The sequence below is a fragment of the Sphingopyxis sp. H050 genome (assembly GCF_001468265.1).
In the GTDB taxonomy this organism is placed as follows: domain Bacteria; phylum Pseudomonadota; class Alphaproteobacteria; order Sphingomonadales; family Sphingomonadaceae; genus Sphingopyxis.
The window spans coordinates 80,174-98,197 of record NZ_LNRZ01000009.1 but is presented as its reverse complement, the minus strand read 5'-3'; the positions used below and the strand labels follow the sequence as shown (position 1 = coordinate 98,197).

Below are 18,024 nucleotides of genomic sequence, written 5' to 3'. Positions count from 1 at the left end.
GGACAGCATATGACCGACAAAATCGCGCTGATCGAAGCGGGCGGCACCAAATTCATCGTCGGCGTCGGCGATGCGTCCCGTAAGATTTACGCGCGCACCCGCATCGACACGACGCGCCCCGAGGAAACGCTCTCCGCCGCGGTCGACTGGCTGCGCGCGCGGGGCGCCGATTATGCCGCGGTCGGCATCGCCAGCTTCGGCCCGCTCGATCTCGACCGCGCCTCGCCCCAATGGGGTCACATCACCCGCACGACCAAGCCGCACTGGAGCGACGCCGACATCGCCGGGCCCTTCACGCGCGCCTTCGGCTGTCCGGTCGCAATCGACACCGACGTCAACGGCGCCGCGCTCGCCGAATGGAAATGGGGCGCGGGGCAGGGGACGAATTCGACCCTATACCTGACCGTCGGCACCGGGGTTGGGGGCGGCGCGGTCGTCGGCGGGCGGCTGGTCCACGGCCTCAGCCACCCCGAGATGGGCCATATCCGGATGCCGCGCCATCCCGCCGACATGGATTTTGCGGGTCATTGTCCGTTCCACGGCGATTGCCTCGAAGGCCTGGCCGCCGGCCCCGCGATCATCGCGCGCTGGGGCGCGTCGCTGTCTGACCTGCCCGCCGATCATATCGGGCACGAGATCGTTGCGTGGTATCTTGCGCAGGCGGCGCAGACGTTTCAGGCGATCCTCGAACCCGCGCGCATCGTTCTCGGCGGCGGGGTGCTCGGTACGCCTGGACTTCTGGACCGCGTCCGCGCCGAAGCCGCCAAGTCGGCAGCGGGCTATTTCGCCGGATCGCCCCAACATAACATCGTCGCCCCCGCGCTCGGCGAGGACACCGGCCTGCTCGGCGCGCTGGCGCTGACCGGGGCCTGACCCGGCCAGCACAGGCGCAAGGCCGGTGACGGGCCAAAGCAACAGGAGTCTGCCAGCATTGCCGCGCGCCTCAACTATCACCCCAGCCTCGCGGCGCGCACGCTCGGGGGTTGGCGCTCGTTCCAGATCGGGCTGATCCACGACAACCCCAGTCCCTATTATATTTTCAACATGCAGGCCGGGGTCGGACAGCGGTGCCGCGAGGCGAACTTCCGCATGATCGTCCAGCCGTGCGATGTAAACTCGCCCGGTCTTATCGACGGCATCGGCGCGCTGATCGATCAGGCGCAACTCGACGGTACCGATCTGACCGCGACGTCGGCGGTTTACATCGACAATGTCCAGGCCGCCGACGACATGACCGCCTATCTGATCTCGCTCGGGCATCGCCGCATCGGGCTCGTCGCCGGCCATGCCAATTATTTCGCCAGCGGCCAGCGCCTCACCGGCTACAGGCAGGCGCTCCAGCGCGCGGGGATCGGCTCCGATGCGGCGCTGGTTCGGCCCGGCCAGTTCGATTTCCAGTCGGGGGCCGCAGCCGCAGCCGCAGCGGCGCTGCTTGCGCTTCCCAAGCCGCCGACGTCCTCGCCGAGGCGCACCGCCTTGGCGTGTCGGTTCCCGACCAGCTGTCGGTCGCGGGCTTCGACGACACAGACCTTGCACAGGAGGTCTGACCGTCGCTGACGACGATCCGCCAACCGATCCGCGACTTCGGCTACGCAGCCGCCAACCTTCTGCTCGCATTTGGCGAAATGATCGTGCGACGGCAACTTCCGCACGAACTGATCGTGCGCGGCTCGACGGCGGGACCGCGGGGCTGAAAGCGGTCGGTACCGGTTCTAACTAGCCCCGTTCGCTTCAGTCGAAGGCGAAGCGTGCTTTGCCTGGTTGCCGTAGTCCTCCTCGCGAAGCAGTTCTCCTATCCGCTCGACTATGCGATCGAGCGTGCCGGACTTCCGCAGGCGTGCGTCGGGGTTATCGTTGCCACGATTGTGCTGCTTCCCGAAAGCATTGCTGCGATCAAGTCGGCGGTGCACAACAAGTTGCAGGTCAGCCTGAACCTCGCGCTCGGATCGGCAATCGCGAGCATCTGTCTGACGATCTCCGCCGTGGCGATCGTCTCGCTGCTCGTTGCCCAGCCGCTAGAACTTGGACTGCCGCCGGGGCACCTCGCGTTGCTGAGGCTTACCCTCGTGATCGGCGCGCTGACGCTCGGAACCGGGCGCCCCACGGTCCTCCAACACGCGATCCATCTCGTTATCTGCGGCTTCTTCCTGCTGGTGTCCGCCGTGGCCTGAACTCGATATGCGGCGGCTCAAGAGGACAATTGGTCTTTTCGCACCCGGATGTCATGACGCAGTCCGCTGGCGCCTTCGCCCTTGCCCGGCGTTTTTCCGCGGCCGATCCAGTGCAGTCGCTCGCCGCCGATCCAGCGCGCGAATTGCGCCTTGCGCGTTACTGCGACGCCGTCGCGCGGCACTTCTTCGTCCTCTAGCCGCTGCGCCGGTTCGTCGGCCGGTGCTTTCGACAGGTCGGTGCGGAGCAGGATGCCGTGCGGGAAGATCGGTTCGAGTGTCCCGTCGTCGAGATGGCGCAGCATCGCGCGCCGTTCTAGCTCGATACCGAATTCGGCGAGCGGGCGGTCGTCCTTCGGCACGGGGACGAGCGGCAGCCAATGCTCGGGCACGCTGGTCGATACGCGATAGACGAGTTCGGCAGTCACATTGCTGAGAACGGCAAAGCGCTGCGAGGCGCTGCGTTTGGTGGCCTCCTGATAGCGATCGACCGGCAGTCCCATTACGCCGGGAACCTTGCGCTCGACCGCCCATGCCATGTTCGCCATCTCGTCACGGAACAGCGTGACCTCCTCGATCGGGTCGCCCTCCAGCCGGGCGTCGATCGCGGGGGCGAGGAGAAAAGCGTCGCTGCGTGCGCCATCGGCGCGGTCGAGTTCGAACATCCGCCAGGGGGTGCCCGCGGCATCACCGGCGCGCTCCACCGGACTGGTCACCCCGAAGGTGTCGGTCACGGTGAATTGGCGGATGCGGAACAACGAACCGACCGGCAATTCGACCGGGATGACGAACCAGTCGTTGCTGAAAGCCAGCGCGAATTCCAGCATCAACAGGCGCCCGATGTCGGTCGGCCCTGCGGTAACCTGCGCCAGATTGACCTTGCCGTCCTCGAAAGCCCAAAACCGGTCCGATGGCATGCCCCCGAAGCGCGCTGCGGTCGGCAGCATCGGGTTCAGCCTAACGTCGCGCACCGTGCGGATGCCCCCCAGCGGCGGCGCATCGGCGAGGTCGAAGCTGTACCAATCGAGCCTTCCGTCGGCATATTCCTCGGCAACCAGCAAATCGTCCTTGCCGCCGCCTTTACCGGTGGAGGCCGCGAAGCCATATTCGAGCCGGTTCGGGAGCCACGCTGACGCACGCTCGGCGGGAAGCCCGCCGCGATACCAGCCGAGCCATTCGAGGCACAGCGCCTTCAGTCCCGCCTCGTTGCCGATTCCCGGGGGGACGCCGTCGGCCTTGGTGATCGCGGCGGCGAGCTTGTGGCCGTCGATGGCGCCGAGCGCGGCGAGTTCGACCCAGCCGGCGCCCTGCGGATCGATATCGCGGTCGACCGCATCGGGCTCTTCGAACGCATAGTCGGCGACGCCGCTGATCCCGTCGGAGAGGCCCGCGGCCGCGAGCATCCGCAGGAAATGCTGGCCCGCCCACACACCCGTAAGCGGCCCGGCAAGCTCAGGGTCCTCGGACTCAACCAATGTTTCAAGCGGCTGGGCCAGCGGGTCAAAGTCCGTGGCGTCGGCGGCGGGATCGTTGCCGAGCGGGCCGGCAAGATAGCGCGCGAGCACCGCCTCGTCGGCCTCGACCTTTACCGCGATAGGCGAGCCCGCATCCTCACCACCATATTCGCCGAACTGCCATTGGCGGCCCAGCATCCACAGCGGATCGGCCACCCCCGCGGCGAGTGCAGGCGCATAGTCGGATGTCGTCGGCTGGACCTCGAGCCGTGACCAGACTGTCAGGCTGGGCTTGATGACCGCGGCCGTCGCAAAGGCGGCGTTTTTGACGATCAGCGGCATGGTGTCAGGCCTTTCCCATGACGGTGGCGAGGTGGGCGGGGATCATCGCCTCCACCATCAGCCGAAGCTTGCCGAAATCGACGCTCGGGACGTCGCGCGTATAGCTGTTCGGCAGATAGACGAGCGGCAGCAGCGCCCCCATCATGTCGAGATCCTGCGGACGCACGCAGCGGATCCGCGCGAGGTCCATCGCCTCATTGATCGTGGCGAGGAGCTGCGACGGCAACCAGCCACCCGCTGCGGGATCGGGATGGACGGCGAGGAGCAGCGCCTGCGGCGGCCGCGCGCCGGGGGCGTCATAGTGAAAGCTGGTCGCTGTGGTTTCCTTCGCGGCAGGGATCGTCTCGGTCCAGTCGTCGCTCATCAACCCCGCGAGCAGCATCGGCGGATCGGCGGGATCGAGCCCGGGCGCGTGGACAACGAGGCTGAGATCGACGTGCGCAGGGCTGGTTTTGTCGAGGGGCAGCCCGATCCAACGCGTATCGGGCGCGTGCGGGAATTGCGCGATTTTGAGGTCGGGTAGTCCGGCGCCCGCCATCTCGCTGGCGATCAGGCAGCTCGCAAGTTCCCCGAGCCGCGGCCGGACTTCGGCCATACGCGACATCCAGCCGTGCAGCGGCGCGCCGCCCTTGCCGAGCAGGCTTTCGATGGCGCCCAGGCTGGCCATGCATTCGCTGTGCAGCGCGGCGGGCAGGGTAAAGGGGGGAAGGATCGGGAAGCCCTCGCCCAGCATCGCTTTCAGTCGGCGGACATGATGCTCAACCTTATCGTCGTCGGTTGCCAGCGTCGCGTTGAAACCACCGACGAGCGCGGTGTGCCGCGCCTCGGCCTGCGCGATCAGTCCACTGACCTGTACCGCTTGGTCGATGAGCGCCTCGACACTGTCGGTGGCCACCACCGCGTCGCGTGCGCCCGCGGCGTTGGCGCGGTCGAGCGCCTTGGCGAGCGTGGAAGCGGACGGGTTGGCGGCCGCCAGCGCATCGTCGATGGCGACGCGCGCCGCGGCCTGCGCCGCCGCGACCTTGTCGGCGCGTTTCTCGAGGATCGCGGGGTCGACGCCCGACGGCGCCTCGGTTCCGGGTGGGGCGATGTCGAGCGCGTTCGCCGGGCGGTGGCGGTTGATGACGGTGCGGATGCGCGTCAGCAAGGCTTCGAGCGCGCCGAGGCCGTTCCGCGCGCCCGCAGCGGGGGCCGGCATCAGGTGGAGTTCCGCGTCGGCATCGCGTTCGGCTGCGCTGACTTGGCTGGCAAACAGCGATGCGAGTTTCTGCTGGAGCCCGCTTGGCCGCTCGTTGCTGCCGGGTTCGGACAGGATGGCAAGCGAGATCGGCGACCAGTCGAACGCCGCTAGGCCAACCGGGTCAAGCGGGCGCGTGCCGCCGCCGGGAATGACAAGGTTCGCGGCGAAGCTCCATTGCTTCGGCTGGCCGAGCAGGTGCGCGACCCACGCGTTTAGGAAGGGTTCGGCGACGGCGCGGCTGTCGGCAGGGAAGCCCGCCCAATCTGCGCCAGGTTCCTGCGACGACAGGAGAGTGCCGGCCCGCTGCGCAAAAGCGTGGCCCGAGCGCGGGGTGCGCACGACTTCGGGCTCCACGGGGCGGTTCTGCCGGTCCATCCCGCCGAGGGCGGCCGATGCGCGTTCGAGGTTGCCGCCGACGAGCTGGTAAACGCCTTCAGCGACGAGCAGGTCGGCGACCGCATCGAACATATCTTCGATTTCGGCGACAACTGCGTCGATGCCCGCCTTTTCGGCCGCCGACGGCGTAAGCGTCAACCCCTGCAACCAGTTGCCGCCGACGCGCCGCCGGTCGAGCAGCTTGACCGCATCGACGACATCGCGTGCCGCGATCGCCTCCTGCGACCCCAGCACTGTGTCGTCGGTGGGCGGATTGAGCGGAAACAGGCGGCGCAGCGGCAGGATGAACTTGGCAAACTGGATATTTGCCTGGCGCAGCCGGCGCTCAAGCCGGTAGCCAAGTAGCGCGGTCAGCGACTGGCCCTGCGCGACGCCGCGCAGCAGGATGAGCGCCATGCGCACGCGACGCGATGACAGGTCGATGGCGAGCGCCGCGCCTGCGGCGTCACGGTGCGCAAGATGTCCGGCGCGTAGCACCGCCGCCGCTTGCGCCTGTTGCAGCGACGGGGCGTGAATATAGCCCTCGCTGTCGGGGCGCCGGTCGGGTTTCAGATTTTCGACCCACCCATAGCCGCCGATGTGCAGCCCTTTGCTGGCGGGGTTCGACCGCCACGAGGCGAGCCGCCGGTTTGCGAGCGACGAAATCCATGCGTCGAGTCGGTAGCTATAGGCGTCGAGCGTGCCGCGCGTCGCGCGGTCGAGTTCGGTCGCTGGACGGGCCGCAAGATAATTCAGGCTGTCGATCATCGATTTGTACCGCGCCACATCGTCGCGGTCGCGGCCTTGGAAATCGAACAGCTGGCCGATGACATAATTGACAACCGTCTTGGTTCCGGTCCGTTCGGACAGGACCATGCGTTCCATGTCTGCGGGCGACTGAAGCACCACCTGCCGCGCGGGCCGGCCGCGCACCTCCTCGAATTTCGGTGGGTCGACCGCAACCATTTCCTCGATGCGAAGCGCGAGGCGAGGAGGGACGGCGACGCCCTCGCGCTCGGCGCGCTCCTTGTGCACGACCCCCGCGGCGGCGCGATCAAGTTCGTAAAGCGCCGCGTGCGAGACGAGCGTTTCGAGCAGGGTGCCGGCGTTGCCGCGCGCGGCGAGCGCGGCGCGCCCGTCCGTTTTGCCTGCCTCGATTGCCATCTCGCCCAGATAATTGGGCTGCAGCAGCGCGCCTGCCTCGCCGAAGCTAACCTGTACGAAAGGCGCGCCGAGCCGGTGCTGGCGAGCCTCGGCAGTCATCCCCGATATCCTGACCTTTGCCGACACGCCGAGCGCGCCGAGGATCATTCTGCGCGTGCGTTCCTGCGTCGCGCTGAGCGCGGGGTCGATATTGGCGTTCTTGGTCATGATCGGGCCATAGACGCGTCTAAAACTGTTAGACGCCGCCATCGGACCGTGCTGGAGAAGCGATTCCATGTTCTCCGCCAGTGTTTTGCCGGCACGCTGAATATAGGGCGCATTGTCCGCGGCGCGGGTCCAGATGCCGCGCACTGCGCCGATGACCTGTGCCAGCTTCTCCTCGACCTTGTCCTGCGATTTGAAGAGCGCGAGCGGGGTAACCGGCAGGATGCCATAAGGCTGGCTGCCAACGCGCAACGTCGGTAGCGCGCCGCCAGGACGCAGGTTGGCGACCGCATGGTCGCGAAGCCGGCCAATGTCGGCGTCGGTCATCGCCGGATCAAACATCTGGTCGAGCGTCTGGCCCAATGTCGCGCTCCACAGCGCGTTGATCATATGGCCCGCTGTGACCTGTTCGGCCCCGTCGGTTCCCCGGATGCGGTCGAGATGCGCGGCAGCAGCGTTGACGCCCAAGGCGTGCGACAGGGCGTCGAGGCCCGGCGTCAAGGCCGGCGCGGCGCGCATCGGGTCCATCGCCGCAATGGCGACGGGATCAGAGGAATCGAAACCCGACGCGTCGGCCTCGCTGTTGTTCGTCGGAGTGCCGGGGGTCAGCAGCGCGAGCCCGTCGGCATAGACGTGCGCGGCCAGCAGTGCCTCGAGCCGCTTCGCCGCCGCTTCGCCGGTCATCGTGGCGTTGGTGCCATAGACGACAAGGCGAGCCAGCGTCATGCCGGCGAGCGTGCGCCCGGCGTTGCGCAGCGGCGCATCGAGATCGCCGGTGACGACGCGCATCGCCATGCCGGCTGCCTCGGCGGCGCCGAAATCGGCGATCCATTTGAGACCCTCGTCGAGCGGCACTTCGGTTGCGACGCCGTCGGCGTCGACCGCCGGGGCCGCCTGCGCGCGAGGATCGATGCCGGTGTTGATCCGGTCGGCGACGATCCCCCCCGATTTCCGGAATGCCTGCGTCAGATTGCCCTTGCCGTCGCCGAGATAACCGACCGCGACCCATCGTGTCGGCAGCAGCGTGGCAAAGGCGGCGCGGCTCCATGCGCTCGCGCGGCGCACCGGATCCGGAAAGGCGGGAGCGGCCTGACGCGGCGGCGGCGCGATATTGGTGGGGGTCATCGCGTAGGCGATCCACGCGGCGCGCCGGGGGCGAAAGCGACGCGCCAGTTCGGCGAAGGCACTCTTCCCGGCTTCGGCCTCTGCCTCGGCATTGGCGGCGTTCCAGCGCGTCTGCCAGTAAAATTGCCCCGCTGCGACCTCGTCGTCGGTCAATTCGGTTTCATGGTTGTCGATATGCACCTGATCGGGAAAAATGCGGATGCGTAATTCCCTGTTACCGTCGAAATAACGGGTCTCGAGGCGCACCGGCAGCATGAGGACAGGGGTGTCGGCGCGAAAATTGGGAATCATTGATTCGATTTGCGGATCAGGGATGCGTTCGTGAAATTCGTTCGCACGGTCGCGAATATCGACGAGCTGGTCGCGCAGCGTCTCGCGGCCGGTAACGATCTTGTCGATCTTGTCCTTCAGGGCTTCAATCTTCGCGTCGCTGGCGCCTGCGCGGACCAAGGTATCGAGCTTGTCCTTCTGTTCGGATAATTTGACCTCGGCCGCCACGACCTTGTCCTGAATCTTGGTCTCCTGCGCGCGCAGCTTGTCGAGCGAGCGGAGGTCGCGGGAGGTGAAGGATGGGGGCGGCATCTCGACGTCTCCCTAAATCTGCGTCAGGTGGCTGGCGTGGACGGCCAGGCGGAACGGCCGCTGCATCGCGGCAGCCGCGAGGTGGGCGGCGTTGAGGGCGTAGGTCACGCCGCCCGCCTGATGCCCGGCGAGGCGTCCGTTGACCGCCAGATGACCGCCCGGCGTCGCCCCAGTGTCGATCCAGCGCGCGTCGCGCCAGTCGCCCGGGTTAGCGGCAGTCGCGCCGGGCTTTTCCTGGTCGAAGCCGAAACGCGGTTCGGTCACCTGCTGTTCGATGACGAAGAACCAACCCGCGCCGGTGAGGATATCGGGCCGGGTCAGCGAGAAGCCGGCGAAGCTGACGTCGGGCTCGAACCCGCCGAAGAACATGGCGGGCAGGTAATCGGCAGCGGTGGGGTTCGGCTTCAGGATCGGCCGGCCGTTGCCGGGCACCGCGCGCCACGCCGATATGGTGCTGTTGGGATAGCGTCGCAGCAGGTTGCCGCGGACGAGCAGCACCAGATTGCCGCCGACCGCGCCACCGCGGGTGTTGTGACCGAGGGGCTTGTTGGCGAAGGTGTGGATCTGTGCGATGTCGGGATCGCCGTCGTCCCAGTCCCAGAAATGGCGGAAGGGCGTACCGCGCTGATCGGTCGGATAGCTGCGCCATAACAGCTCGCGGTTCATTTCGTGATTGAGGCCGATCATATAGGCCTCGATGAAACGCGGATTGGTTTCGAGCAGGGTCAGCGCGTTCTGCGGGATTGCGTCGATGCCAGGCAGGAAGGCGCGGCTGTCGAACTTCGCGAGCCGCGAATAGGCGGGCTCGGGTAACTCGGGCGCGCACATGATGCGGTCGATCGTCGGCAGGATCGATATCGCGCCGCCCACGCCTGCGAAAAGATCGACGCCCCCAATCTGGATCATTGAGGCCAGCCGGCCAGGGATTGTCCGACGCGGGTCTATCTTGACTGCGGTGGCGCTGGCCGCGCCGGCGAGGTCAAAGGGCACGATCTCCAATGCCCGGTCGACCTGATTGATGGAAAGCAAGTCTACGGTTTTCGTGAAAGCTTCCGAATATTTGTCGAGGGCGATGCGATCCTTCAACAGGTCGGCAACGGGCCGTGCCTCGCCGGCGGGGCGGCGCACCTTGAAACGGCGGCGTCGACCGATGCCGGTAAAATCGCCGGCCATCACCTCGCCGCTGTTGCCGCGGGTGATCGTCAGCGGCGCATCACTTCCGAGTACACCCTTGGGCAACGCGGTCAGCGCTGCGGTAAATTCAGCGGTCGCGCGCGTTGTGAAGCCGTCGCCGAAACTGGCGATCAGGCGGTCGGCGGTGCCCGTCGGGGTACGAACCATGGCCCGACCGTCGCTCCCGATATCAATCGCTGCCATAGTGACCGCTCCCTCGGCATCGCGGTCGAGGAGGAAGGCTTCGGCGCGCGGCGAGCCGGTCGCGGTTGCGACCATCAGGTCGATCATTTCGCTGACGGGCGCGGCGCCCGCGCTGTCCGCAAGCGTCATGACGTGCAAGTCAGTAACGATGCCGGTGCGGATGAGATCGGGGCGAAGTTGTATGGGCGGCTGAACAGGGGCTATGGCCCCCGCCATCTGTTTGAGCTGCGACACGTCCTGGGCGCGAACGCTAGTAGCGAGGCCGATGACCGAAAGGTCGATCGCGGCAGCGGGATTGCGTCCGACATTGATGCTGTCGAACGCGCGAACCCGGTCGATCCCGTCGGGGGTAAATTGATTGGGATCGACGCTGGCCTGTCCGCGTGCCATCCGCTCGACCAGCCCGGTCGCGGGCGAGGTTGTCATCACGCGCGCCGCCTGACGCAGCGCCGCGCGGCCCGGGCTGAGCATCCGGCGGAAGGTCGGCGACAGGGCGGCGTCGGGCAGGCTGGAGCGCGCGACGCCCGCGGCAACGGTGAAGGCGCCGAAGGTCACGCGGCTGCGTGCCGGTGCGATCAGCGCGAGCTGGCTGGCCGCGGGCAGCGCGGCGATACGCCCATGAAGTTTCGCAAGGGCCTCGGTCGCGAGACGGCTTTGGTTCAGCAGGGCATTGGCCTCCAGCACCTTCCCGACCTGCTCCCAGCAGCTCTGCATGAAGATTTCCTGGTTCGCGCGCACGACATCGGCTGCAAGACCCGCAGCGGCGCGCGCGCGTGGGTCGAGGTTGATCTCTTTCAGCCATTTCGGGCTGGCGGAGGGAACGCGCACAACCTTGGCGTGGAAGCCGCCATAGATGGGCGCGGCGATCGCGCGCGTCGAATCGGGCACGCTGCGGTCGGCGATGTCGGCGGGCGCGTTGACCTCGGCGGTAATCGCCTGCTGGAATGCGGCATCGATGTCGGACAGGGTCGCGGGCTCGCCTTCCGACGCGCGCAGCGCGCCGTCCATCCACACCGGTTTGTCCCGCGTTGCCGCCGGCGTGCTGTCGAACAGATTTGGCAGGCTGTCCCAGATGAACATCGACGTCGTGCCGACGGTGGGCGGGCATTTGAAGGGCTTCAGCTCACGCGCGAGCGATTCGAAATCGCCCTGCGGACCGGTAGCGAAGCTCCAGTGGAAATAGACGGGCAGTAACATGTCGGCGGGCTGGTCTGGCCGCCAGGCGGGTTTTAGGGCCGCGGTCGGTGCCGGCGTCCCGCCGATCCCGCGCAGCACGCCGAGGTCGAAGGCGGGAACGAGGCACGCGATATAGCTCGTCATCGGCTCGAGCCGGCGCGGGCAGAGGATGCGGGACAAGTTGAGGTTCGGATCACCCGCCAGCGCCGCGGCATTGTCGCCGCCCGCGCCCTTTTCGCCGAGCAGCTGGCCATGTGCCCACGCCCAGCTCTGCGACAGATCGGGCAATTGTTCGGCGACCTGCTGTGACGTCAGTTCGAGGAAGGGGAGCGGTCGGCCGGGCTCGACACGCGGAAGCGCGACGCGGCCATCGCCGCTGGTCTCTAGCGCGACGAGCACGAGCCAGGGACGAAGATGCTCCTGCGCGTCGGCTGAGGCGGGCGAGAAGAGCCAGGGAAGCTCGGGAAGGTCGAATTCGATCGCGGCGAGATAATTGGGTTCGCAATCGGTGGTATGCGGCTTGGGGTCGGTACGGATGATCAGCCTTGGGTCGATCCCGATGACGTCGGCGGGGCCATAGAGCGACAGGTCGACGCCGTGCGAGCCCGCGCCGCTGACCGTTAGCCCCGCCGCGAGCGACGGGCGCTGCGGCAGGTCTTGCCCGGTGTCGGGCGCGGTCACCATCGTACTGAGACCGCGGCGGGCCCAGGGAAGGAAACGATATGCAGCCTGTGCCATTTTCCCTGTTCCTTTAAGCGAGCTCGAACTGTTCGACGACTTGCATCGACCCAGCGCCCAGCCGACCCAGCGCGTCGGCGGCGAGCGCAGGCGAACGCGCCGCGACTGGGTCGAAGGCGATCCCTGCATCCGCCATCGTTTCGACGCTGGCGGCCGCCAGGCGGGCATCGCCGACGCTGACCTTCTGGCTGATTGCAGGCTTCAGCCGGTCGTCGGTCCGGAGCGACGAGAAAGCCGCGGCACCCTGCCTTGCCTGTTTGCGGATCGCGTCCATCCCTACCCTCATGACCGCGCGGTCGCGGAAGAGGATGCGCGGGAAAGGGAATTTCAGTTCGGGTTCGGGCTCAAGATAGAGGATCTCATAATCGAGATCCTGGTCTGGCGCGGCGGCGCCAGCGCTGTATGCGGTGCTGCCAAAGCGCGCGCCCGCGGTGAAGGACTGGAAGCTTGGGTTACTTAGCTTTTCGGCGTCGCTGAGGTCGCGATATTCGCCAAGCGCGAAATGCTGTTGCAACGGCGTTGCGGGCTGGCTGCCCGACGGACTGCCGATATAGCCCTCGGTGATCCCGAAACGCGTCTGCCCTTCGATCCGGTTGGCGCCGATGCGTTGCAGGTCGAGGTCGAAGGGCAGGGCATTCTGGGTGAAGGTCAGCGTGCCGAGCGGGTGGGCAAGCAGCCTCTCGCCGCCGTCGATCCGCGCAATGTTGACGAGCGGATCGATTCCGATCGGCATTTGTGCGGTCCAATTGCCCGGACTCTGCAACTCGCCCGCGATCAGTGCCTGGGCGCTGGTCGATTGCTGCTCGACCTGCGTATTGTTGCCCCAGCTTTCGTCGAACGGCACCTCGATATCCCAGAACAGGATCGAGAATTTGCCGAAGCCGCGCGCACGCCAGCGGCCGGGGCCTTCGAGCCGGAACTCAAAGGCGATGCCAGCGAGGTTGTGGCCCTTGAACTTCAGCGAAGCCGAGCCGTAGATCTTGACGTCGAAACGGAAGCTCGGGACGAGGTAGCAGATCGCGTCAAAGCCCAGCTTCGCCTCGATATCTACGGGGCCGAGGCCCGCCTTCAGCGACGCGTTCGCGCCCGCCTGAATGCTCGCCGGGGTGACGGCAAAATAGGCCTCGATGCGGATTTTCAGGATATTGATCGGGAAAGCGGCGAACAGGCGGTCGATCGGGCTGGGCAGTCCCGGGGGGATATCGCGGAAATCGGGGTGAAATCCGCCCGCGGCGATAACGAAGCTCGGCCGGTCGCCGAACACTGCCTGCACGACGAGCATGCCGCCGAAATCGATCTTCAGCGGTTTCTTGCCGGCATAGCTGTCGCGCAGCCGCGCGACGAAACCGATACGGAATGGATTGATCTCGATCGTGCCAACAAAGTCGACAAGCAGCTTGAGGACGGTGAGGTCGGCCTTCACGCCGGGCGGGAGCTGCGCGAGCACCTGCCCGAGGATCGCGACGCGGCTGAACGATATCGGTTGGTCGCCCTGTCCCAGCGCATTGTCGAGTTGCAGCAGCACGCCCATTCGGATCGTGACGATGTTCGGCGTGCCCCAGCCGACCTCGACCATCGGCCCCAGCACCAGCGCGCGCGGGGTGACGGGAAAGACCGTGCGCAGCCGATTGATGATCCGCGGCGCGTCGGCGACGGGGTTCGCCGGAAACAGGATGTCGTCGAGCACCCCGCTGCTCATGCCCGATATTAGCGCGTCGATGCTGACCCCGTGCTGCAGGCCGATCATCCCGCCAAGCCCCGTGAGGGTGAAGCCCCAGCTGAGCTGAATCGGGGGAAACTGCCCGTAGATGAGTAGCAAGAGCGCCCAGCCGTCGCTGCCGTCCGGCATCTTCGTCGTCAGGATGCCGATCGCCTTGATGCCGATCTTGACCGACGGCAGGTCGATCTTGAGTTCGAGCACCCCGGCATATTCGCCTTTCACCGGGTCGATGTAGAGATAGCCGCCGCCCTTGACGACAGTGGCGTCGAGCAGCAAGCCAAGGCCGTTGGGCGGTTTGAAACCCAGCGACAGGTCCATGAATCCGAGGTTGCCGTCGCGGAACGCCATGTCGAGCGTAAAGCCGAGGCGGTCGATAGAGGCCTGGAATGGCCCCAGCTTGACCCCGAACGCGCCAGATGCCTCAAGCGACAGGTCCTGCTGCGGCTTGCTGCTGGGGCCGAGCGCCATGGTGATGTGGTGGACGGTCAGTGCGCCGGCGATCGTCTTTTCAATGGGGATTGTGACCGCGATTCCGGTTCCCCCCTCGAAGGTTAGCCCGCTCTGGCTGTCGACCTTCATCTTCAGATTGAAGCCGACGCGGATATCGTCGCTCAATATCTTCTTCAGGAAGCTGTCAGCTTTGCCGGGGGTGATGACCAGCGCGCTGTTGGTGATGTTCAGCAGAACCGCCGCACGATCATTGGCAATTTCGACCCCCGCGCCGATCTTGCCGAATTCGAGCCGGCTTTCCGTCGCCTCGCCGATCAGGAAGGCAGGTTTGCCCGCCTTGCCAACCTTTGCCATCGCAAGCTTGAAAAAGACGTCGGGCGATCCGTCGGCCTCCAAGTCCCCGCCGCCCGAGCCAAAAGGAATATAGAGGCTGAGCGCGCCTGCGGCGCCGATATGGAATTCGGCCTCCAGACCGTCGGCGTTGTTGAACTTCTCCTTGAAGTCGCCGCCGAGCGACACAATCATGCCCGGACCGCCGTCGCCATCGGGCACGCCCGCCATGGTTACCGCGGCGCGGGCCACATCCTGGGGACCCAGCAGCATGGTAAGTGTGCGCGCGGAGGCGAGATCGGCAAGCGGCGTCGGCGATGCGGGGATGGGGTCCCAGCCATAGAAATAATCGACGTATCCGGTCTTGTCGAATTGCTGGAGCAGGATGTCGACAATCGTCGGGATAAGCGACAGCCCGTGCGAGACGCGGTCGAACAGCATCTGGCTGGCGTCCTGTGGCGTTTCGCCGCGCAGGATCTTCATCAGCATCGCGGGGTCGAACTGTTCGACCGCGTCGGGATCGTCGGACACGAGCAGACCGAGCTTGCCGAGCGCATAAATGGCGGGGAAGCGCACGCGCAGCGTATCGGCAAGCGCGATATTGCTAAGCAGATAGGCAACGTCCCATGCGACGTCGCCCGACGCGGGGTCCTTCAGGGTCTCACCGAGCTGGATGAAGCCTTCGACCGCCTGCGCAATCTCCGCCACCGTAGCGTCGAACGCGACCTTGTCGGGATCGAGGCCGTCCTTGAACGCAACGAACTTCGCTTTGTCGGCGGGGCTGAGATCGGCGCCGGGCTTCAGCCCAAGGTCTTCGCGGAGCGCGGTCGCGATTTCGGGGTCGCCAAGATTCTGCTGCACCCAATCGGATGCCTCCTTGAACCATTTGACGATCTTTTCGAAAACATTGGGTTCGCCGGCCATGATCGCCTCAATTCGTCAGCAGCGTCGGGGGCGCTTCGGTGGAAGGGGCGAGGCTCGCCTCGTGGAGCGTGTTGACGGCAAAGGTCTGCGAACTCGGCGCGCTCGCGGACAGAAGACGGTGGGTTAGTGTCACCGTGCCGGCATTGTCGCGGAAACTGACAAGCCCGATGTTGCTGAGGAACATCAGCGTGCGTAGCAGCCGCGGCATCGTCATCGTCGCGACCGCGTGTCGTTTCGCCAGTCCGACATAGCCGTCGAAGCTGGCCGTCGGGTTGATGTCGGTTGCGAGCGCCGGCGGGTCGGGCGGCGCGCCGTTCTGGCCACCGGTGCGCGTATCGCGGACGAGCTTCAGCCGCCACCGCCAGTCGGGCGGCGTGTCGACCGTCGTCCCCGCGGGCCAGCCGAGGACCGGCAGCAGCGCTGGCGACCGCTTCATCCGCCCGCGGCGGCCGGGGCTGATGTGCGATCCGGCGGGAACGGTGACCTTTGCCGGCCCGGTCCATGCCAGCCGCTCGACGAGCACGCCGCCGAGCAGGTCCTGGAAAACAGTGTTCTTGCGGAACTGGCTTTCGATCTTGATCGGCCAGCCGTTGCGTGCGCCGCTGGAGGTCAGCTGGACGATGCGCGAGGGCGTCGCATTGGCGCCCTTCCAGTAATCCAGCGTCATCGAGCAGGAAAAATGCACATCGCCCGACAGGATCACGACGCGCGGATAGCTGCCTAACTTCTTGAGCAGCGCCTCCTGATGCCCCTCGTCGGCAGCCCAACCCTCAACGTCGCGATGTTCGTCGCCGTCCGTATATTTGACTGTCTGCTTCAGTTCCTCGGCAGCATTATACGGTTGGTCCTCGAGCATCTTGCCGATCGCGTTCGACGTGTCCTTGATCGCGGCGGTCAGCGGCTGGAACACCTTGTCGAACAGGGTCGGGCCGAGTACCGGCGCCGCTGAGACGACGACGAGCAGTTCGCGGCCATCGGTGAGCGGCCCGTCGGGGACTTGATCGCCGAGCGTGCCGCCGAGGAGTTTGGGGGGCTTGGTCGAGGCGGCGCCCCCCGTATCGCGGCGGGTGCGCGTGTCGAGTACGATCGTGCGGTGCCGCGGGCCGTCGACCCGATAGTGCCAGCGGGCGCGTTTGTCTGCGGCGGCATTGGGGAAACCGAGGGTTTCGTCGAGGCGATTGGTTGCGGCGGCGGGGAAGGGGCCGCTGCCTGCGAACAGGCTTTCGGCCTCGGTCAGGAAATCCTTGTTGTTGCCATCGGCGGCGAAGGCTTTGGGGTCGTTGCCCCAGCCCTGGAACAGACCATAGGCGACCATGCCGTTGCGGATGATTGCCTGTCCAGGGCGCTTCGAATAGACGCGGCTCAGCCAGCGCCCGGTGAGGTTCCAGTCGTCGGTGATCTCGTGATCGTCCCAGATCATATAGGTGATGCAATTGGCGAGCGCACGCGCCGCTTTGGGCACCGCATCGCGAAAGATGCGGACCTGCTTGGTTTCGCGCTCTATCGACGCCAGCCCGTGATCGGGATCGGCCTTCCATTTGGCGAGCGTGCCGCCGACTTCGGCCTCGGGCTTGCTGAGGAACGCCGCGGTGTCGGCGTTGTCGGGCGAGAAATCGACGAAGGTCGAAAATTCATTGCCCAGCGCCTGCCAGACGCGGCTGCTCCATGCGGCGCAGTACATGGCGGCGAACTCGCCGAAGCCGAGCAGGTGGTTGCGGCTGTCGGTTGTCGAGAAACGCGCCTTTTCGCGGACGATCAAACCGCGTCGCTGCGGCGGGAATTTGTCGACGTTGAGCTCGAATTCCTCGCCCACCGTCTCGCTAACCGGGAATTTCTCGACCCCGCCAAGCAGCTCGGCGCCGAGGCGGGTGAGCATGGGCAGCAGCGCGGTGCCGAGGTCGTCGGCATAAATCTGGTCGCCGGTCAGATAAAGCTGCTGCGGCCGTTCGGCCGGGGTGAGCTTGTTTGCCTTGATGAAATCGTCAAGCCAAGCCATCGCGTCATAACCACCGGCATTGCTGCGCCGGCAACTGGCGTGCGCCATGCGCAGCCCCTCGATCGTCGGCGCGGGGGCAACGAAGGAAGGAAGGCGGTCGGTGTCGTAACCGAGCGCGAGGTGCAGCGGGGCGTTGAACCCGGCGCTGCCGTCGCCGCCGTCGGTCCCGGTATCGACGTTGGCGAGCCGCGCGGCCGCGGTCTCGTCCTTGAGCAGCCCCTCGGTCCGAAGGCTTGCTGCGCCGTCGATGACGATATCATAGCTGTGGAGCGAGCCAGGCGTGACGGCGACCGCCGGCGGGCCTTTCAGGTCGATCGTGACGAGGGCGATGTGAAGATTTGCGCCGAAGCGGCGCGTCGAAACCTGCCCGGAGGCGAGCGCCGCGTCGCCGGAAGCAACCGTGCCGGGCCCAGTCGATATCTGCGTGCCGGCCCATAATTTCATCTCGACCGTCGCCGGGCGGCTGAGCGCCACCCAGGCCGAACAGACTTCGCCATCGACCCGGCGCAGGATCGGGCCAGCGAGAATCAGCGGCAGCGACATGATGCGCCGGTACGGATTTGAGCAAAAGCTCGCGTCATGGTTCAACCTTTCGCGAAGACGACAGGTAACTATGACGACCCATTGGCGACTCTGTTTCCGAGTCCTTTACATTCAAT

7 protein-coding genes and 1 pseudogene are annotated in these 18,024 nt (G+C 66.2%); 3 read left to right on the top strand and 5 right to left on the bottom strand.

Annotated elements, in window-relative coordinates:
- The first annotated feature begins 9 nt into the window (after nt 1-9).
- From ATE67_RS17020 to ATE67_RS17010, 3 genes and pseudogenes are all read left to right on the top strand, one after another.
- Nucleotides 10-873 (top strand): ROK family protein, encoded by an 864-nt coding sequence (locus tag ATE67_RS17020; RefSeq protein WP_058817855.1) that lies wholly within the window; start codon nt 10-12, stop codon nt 871-873.
- 171 nt (nt 874-1,044) lie between these two features.
- A pseudogene (locus ATE67_RS17015) lies at nt 1,045-1,547 on the top strand (substrate-binding domain-containing protein).
- 201 nt (nt 1,548-1,748) lie between these two features.
- Complete coding sequence (locus ATE67_RS17010; RefSeq protein ID WP_058817853.1) at nt 1,749-2,171, top strand: hypothetical protein; 423 nt, start codon at nt 1,749-1,751, stop codon at nt 2,169-2,171.
- A 17-nt stretch (nt 2,172-2,188) separates the two neighbouring features.
- Here the strand turns inward: ATE67_RS17010 and ATE67_RS17005 are convergent, their stop codons facing one another.
- Genes ATE67_RS17005 through ATE67_RS16985 form a run of 5 tightly spaced genes read right to left on the bottom strand, consistent with a single transcriptional unit; the run spans nt 2,189 to nt 17,908 of the window.
- Complete coding sequence (locus ATE67_RS17005; protein WP_058817852.1) at nt 2,189-3,964, bottom strand: hypothetical protein; 1,776 nt, start codon at nt 3,962-3,964, stop codon at nt 2,189-2,191.
- 4 nt (nt 3,965-3,968) lie between these two features.
- Entirely contained in the window at nt 3,969-8,654 is a 4,686-nt protein-coding gene (locus ATE67_RS17000; RefSeq protein WP_058817851.1) for a hypothetical protein, read from the bottom strand.
- A gap of 12 nt (nt 8,655-8,666) precedes the next feature.
- Nucleotides 8,667-11,945, bottom strand: a complete 3,279-nt coding sequence (locus tag ATE67_RS16995) for a hypothetical protein (protein ID WP_058817850.1) — start codon at nt 11,943-11,945, stop codon at nt 8,667-8,669.
- A 13-nt stretch (nt 11,946-11,958) separates the two neighbouring features.
- A complete protein-coding gene (locus ATE67_RS16990) occupies nt 11,959-15,369 on the bottom strand; it encodes a DUF6603 domain-containing protein (RefSeq protein WP_058817849.1) in 3,411 nt (1,136 codons plus the stop codon).
- A 7-nt stretch (nt 15,370-15,376) separates the two neighbouring features.
- Nucleotides 15,377-17,908 carry a hypothetical protein gene (locus ATE67_RS16985; protein ID WP_058817848.1) on the bottom strand — a complete coding sequence of 844 codons (2,532 nt, stop codon included), beginning with the start codon at nt 17,906-17,908 and terminating at the stop codon, nt 15,377-15,379.
- Nucleotides 17,909-18,024: the final 116 nt, after the last annotated feature.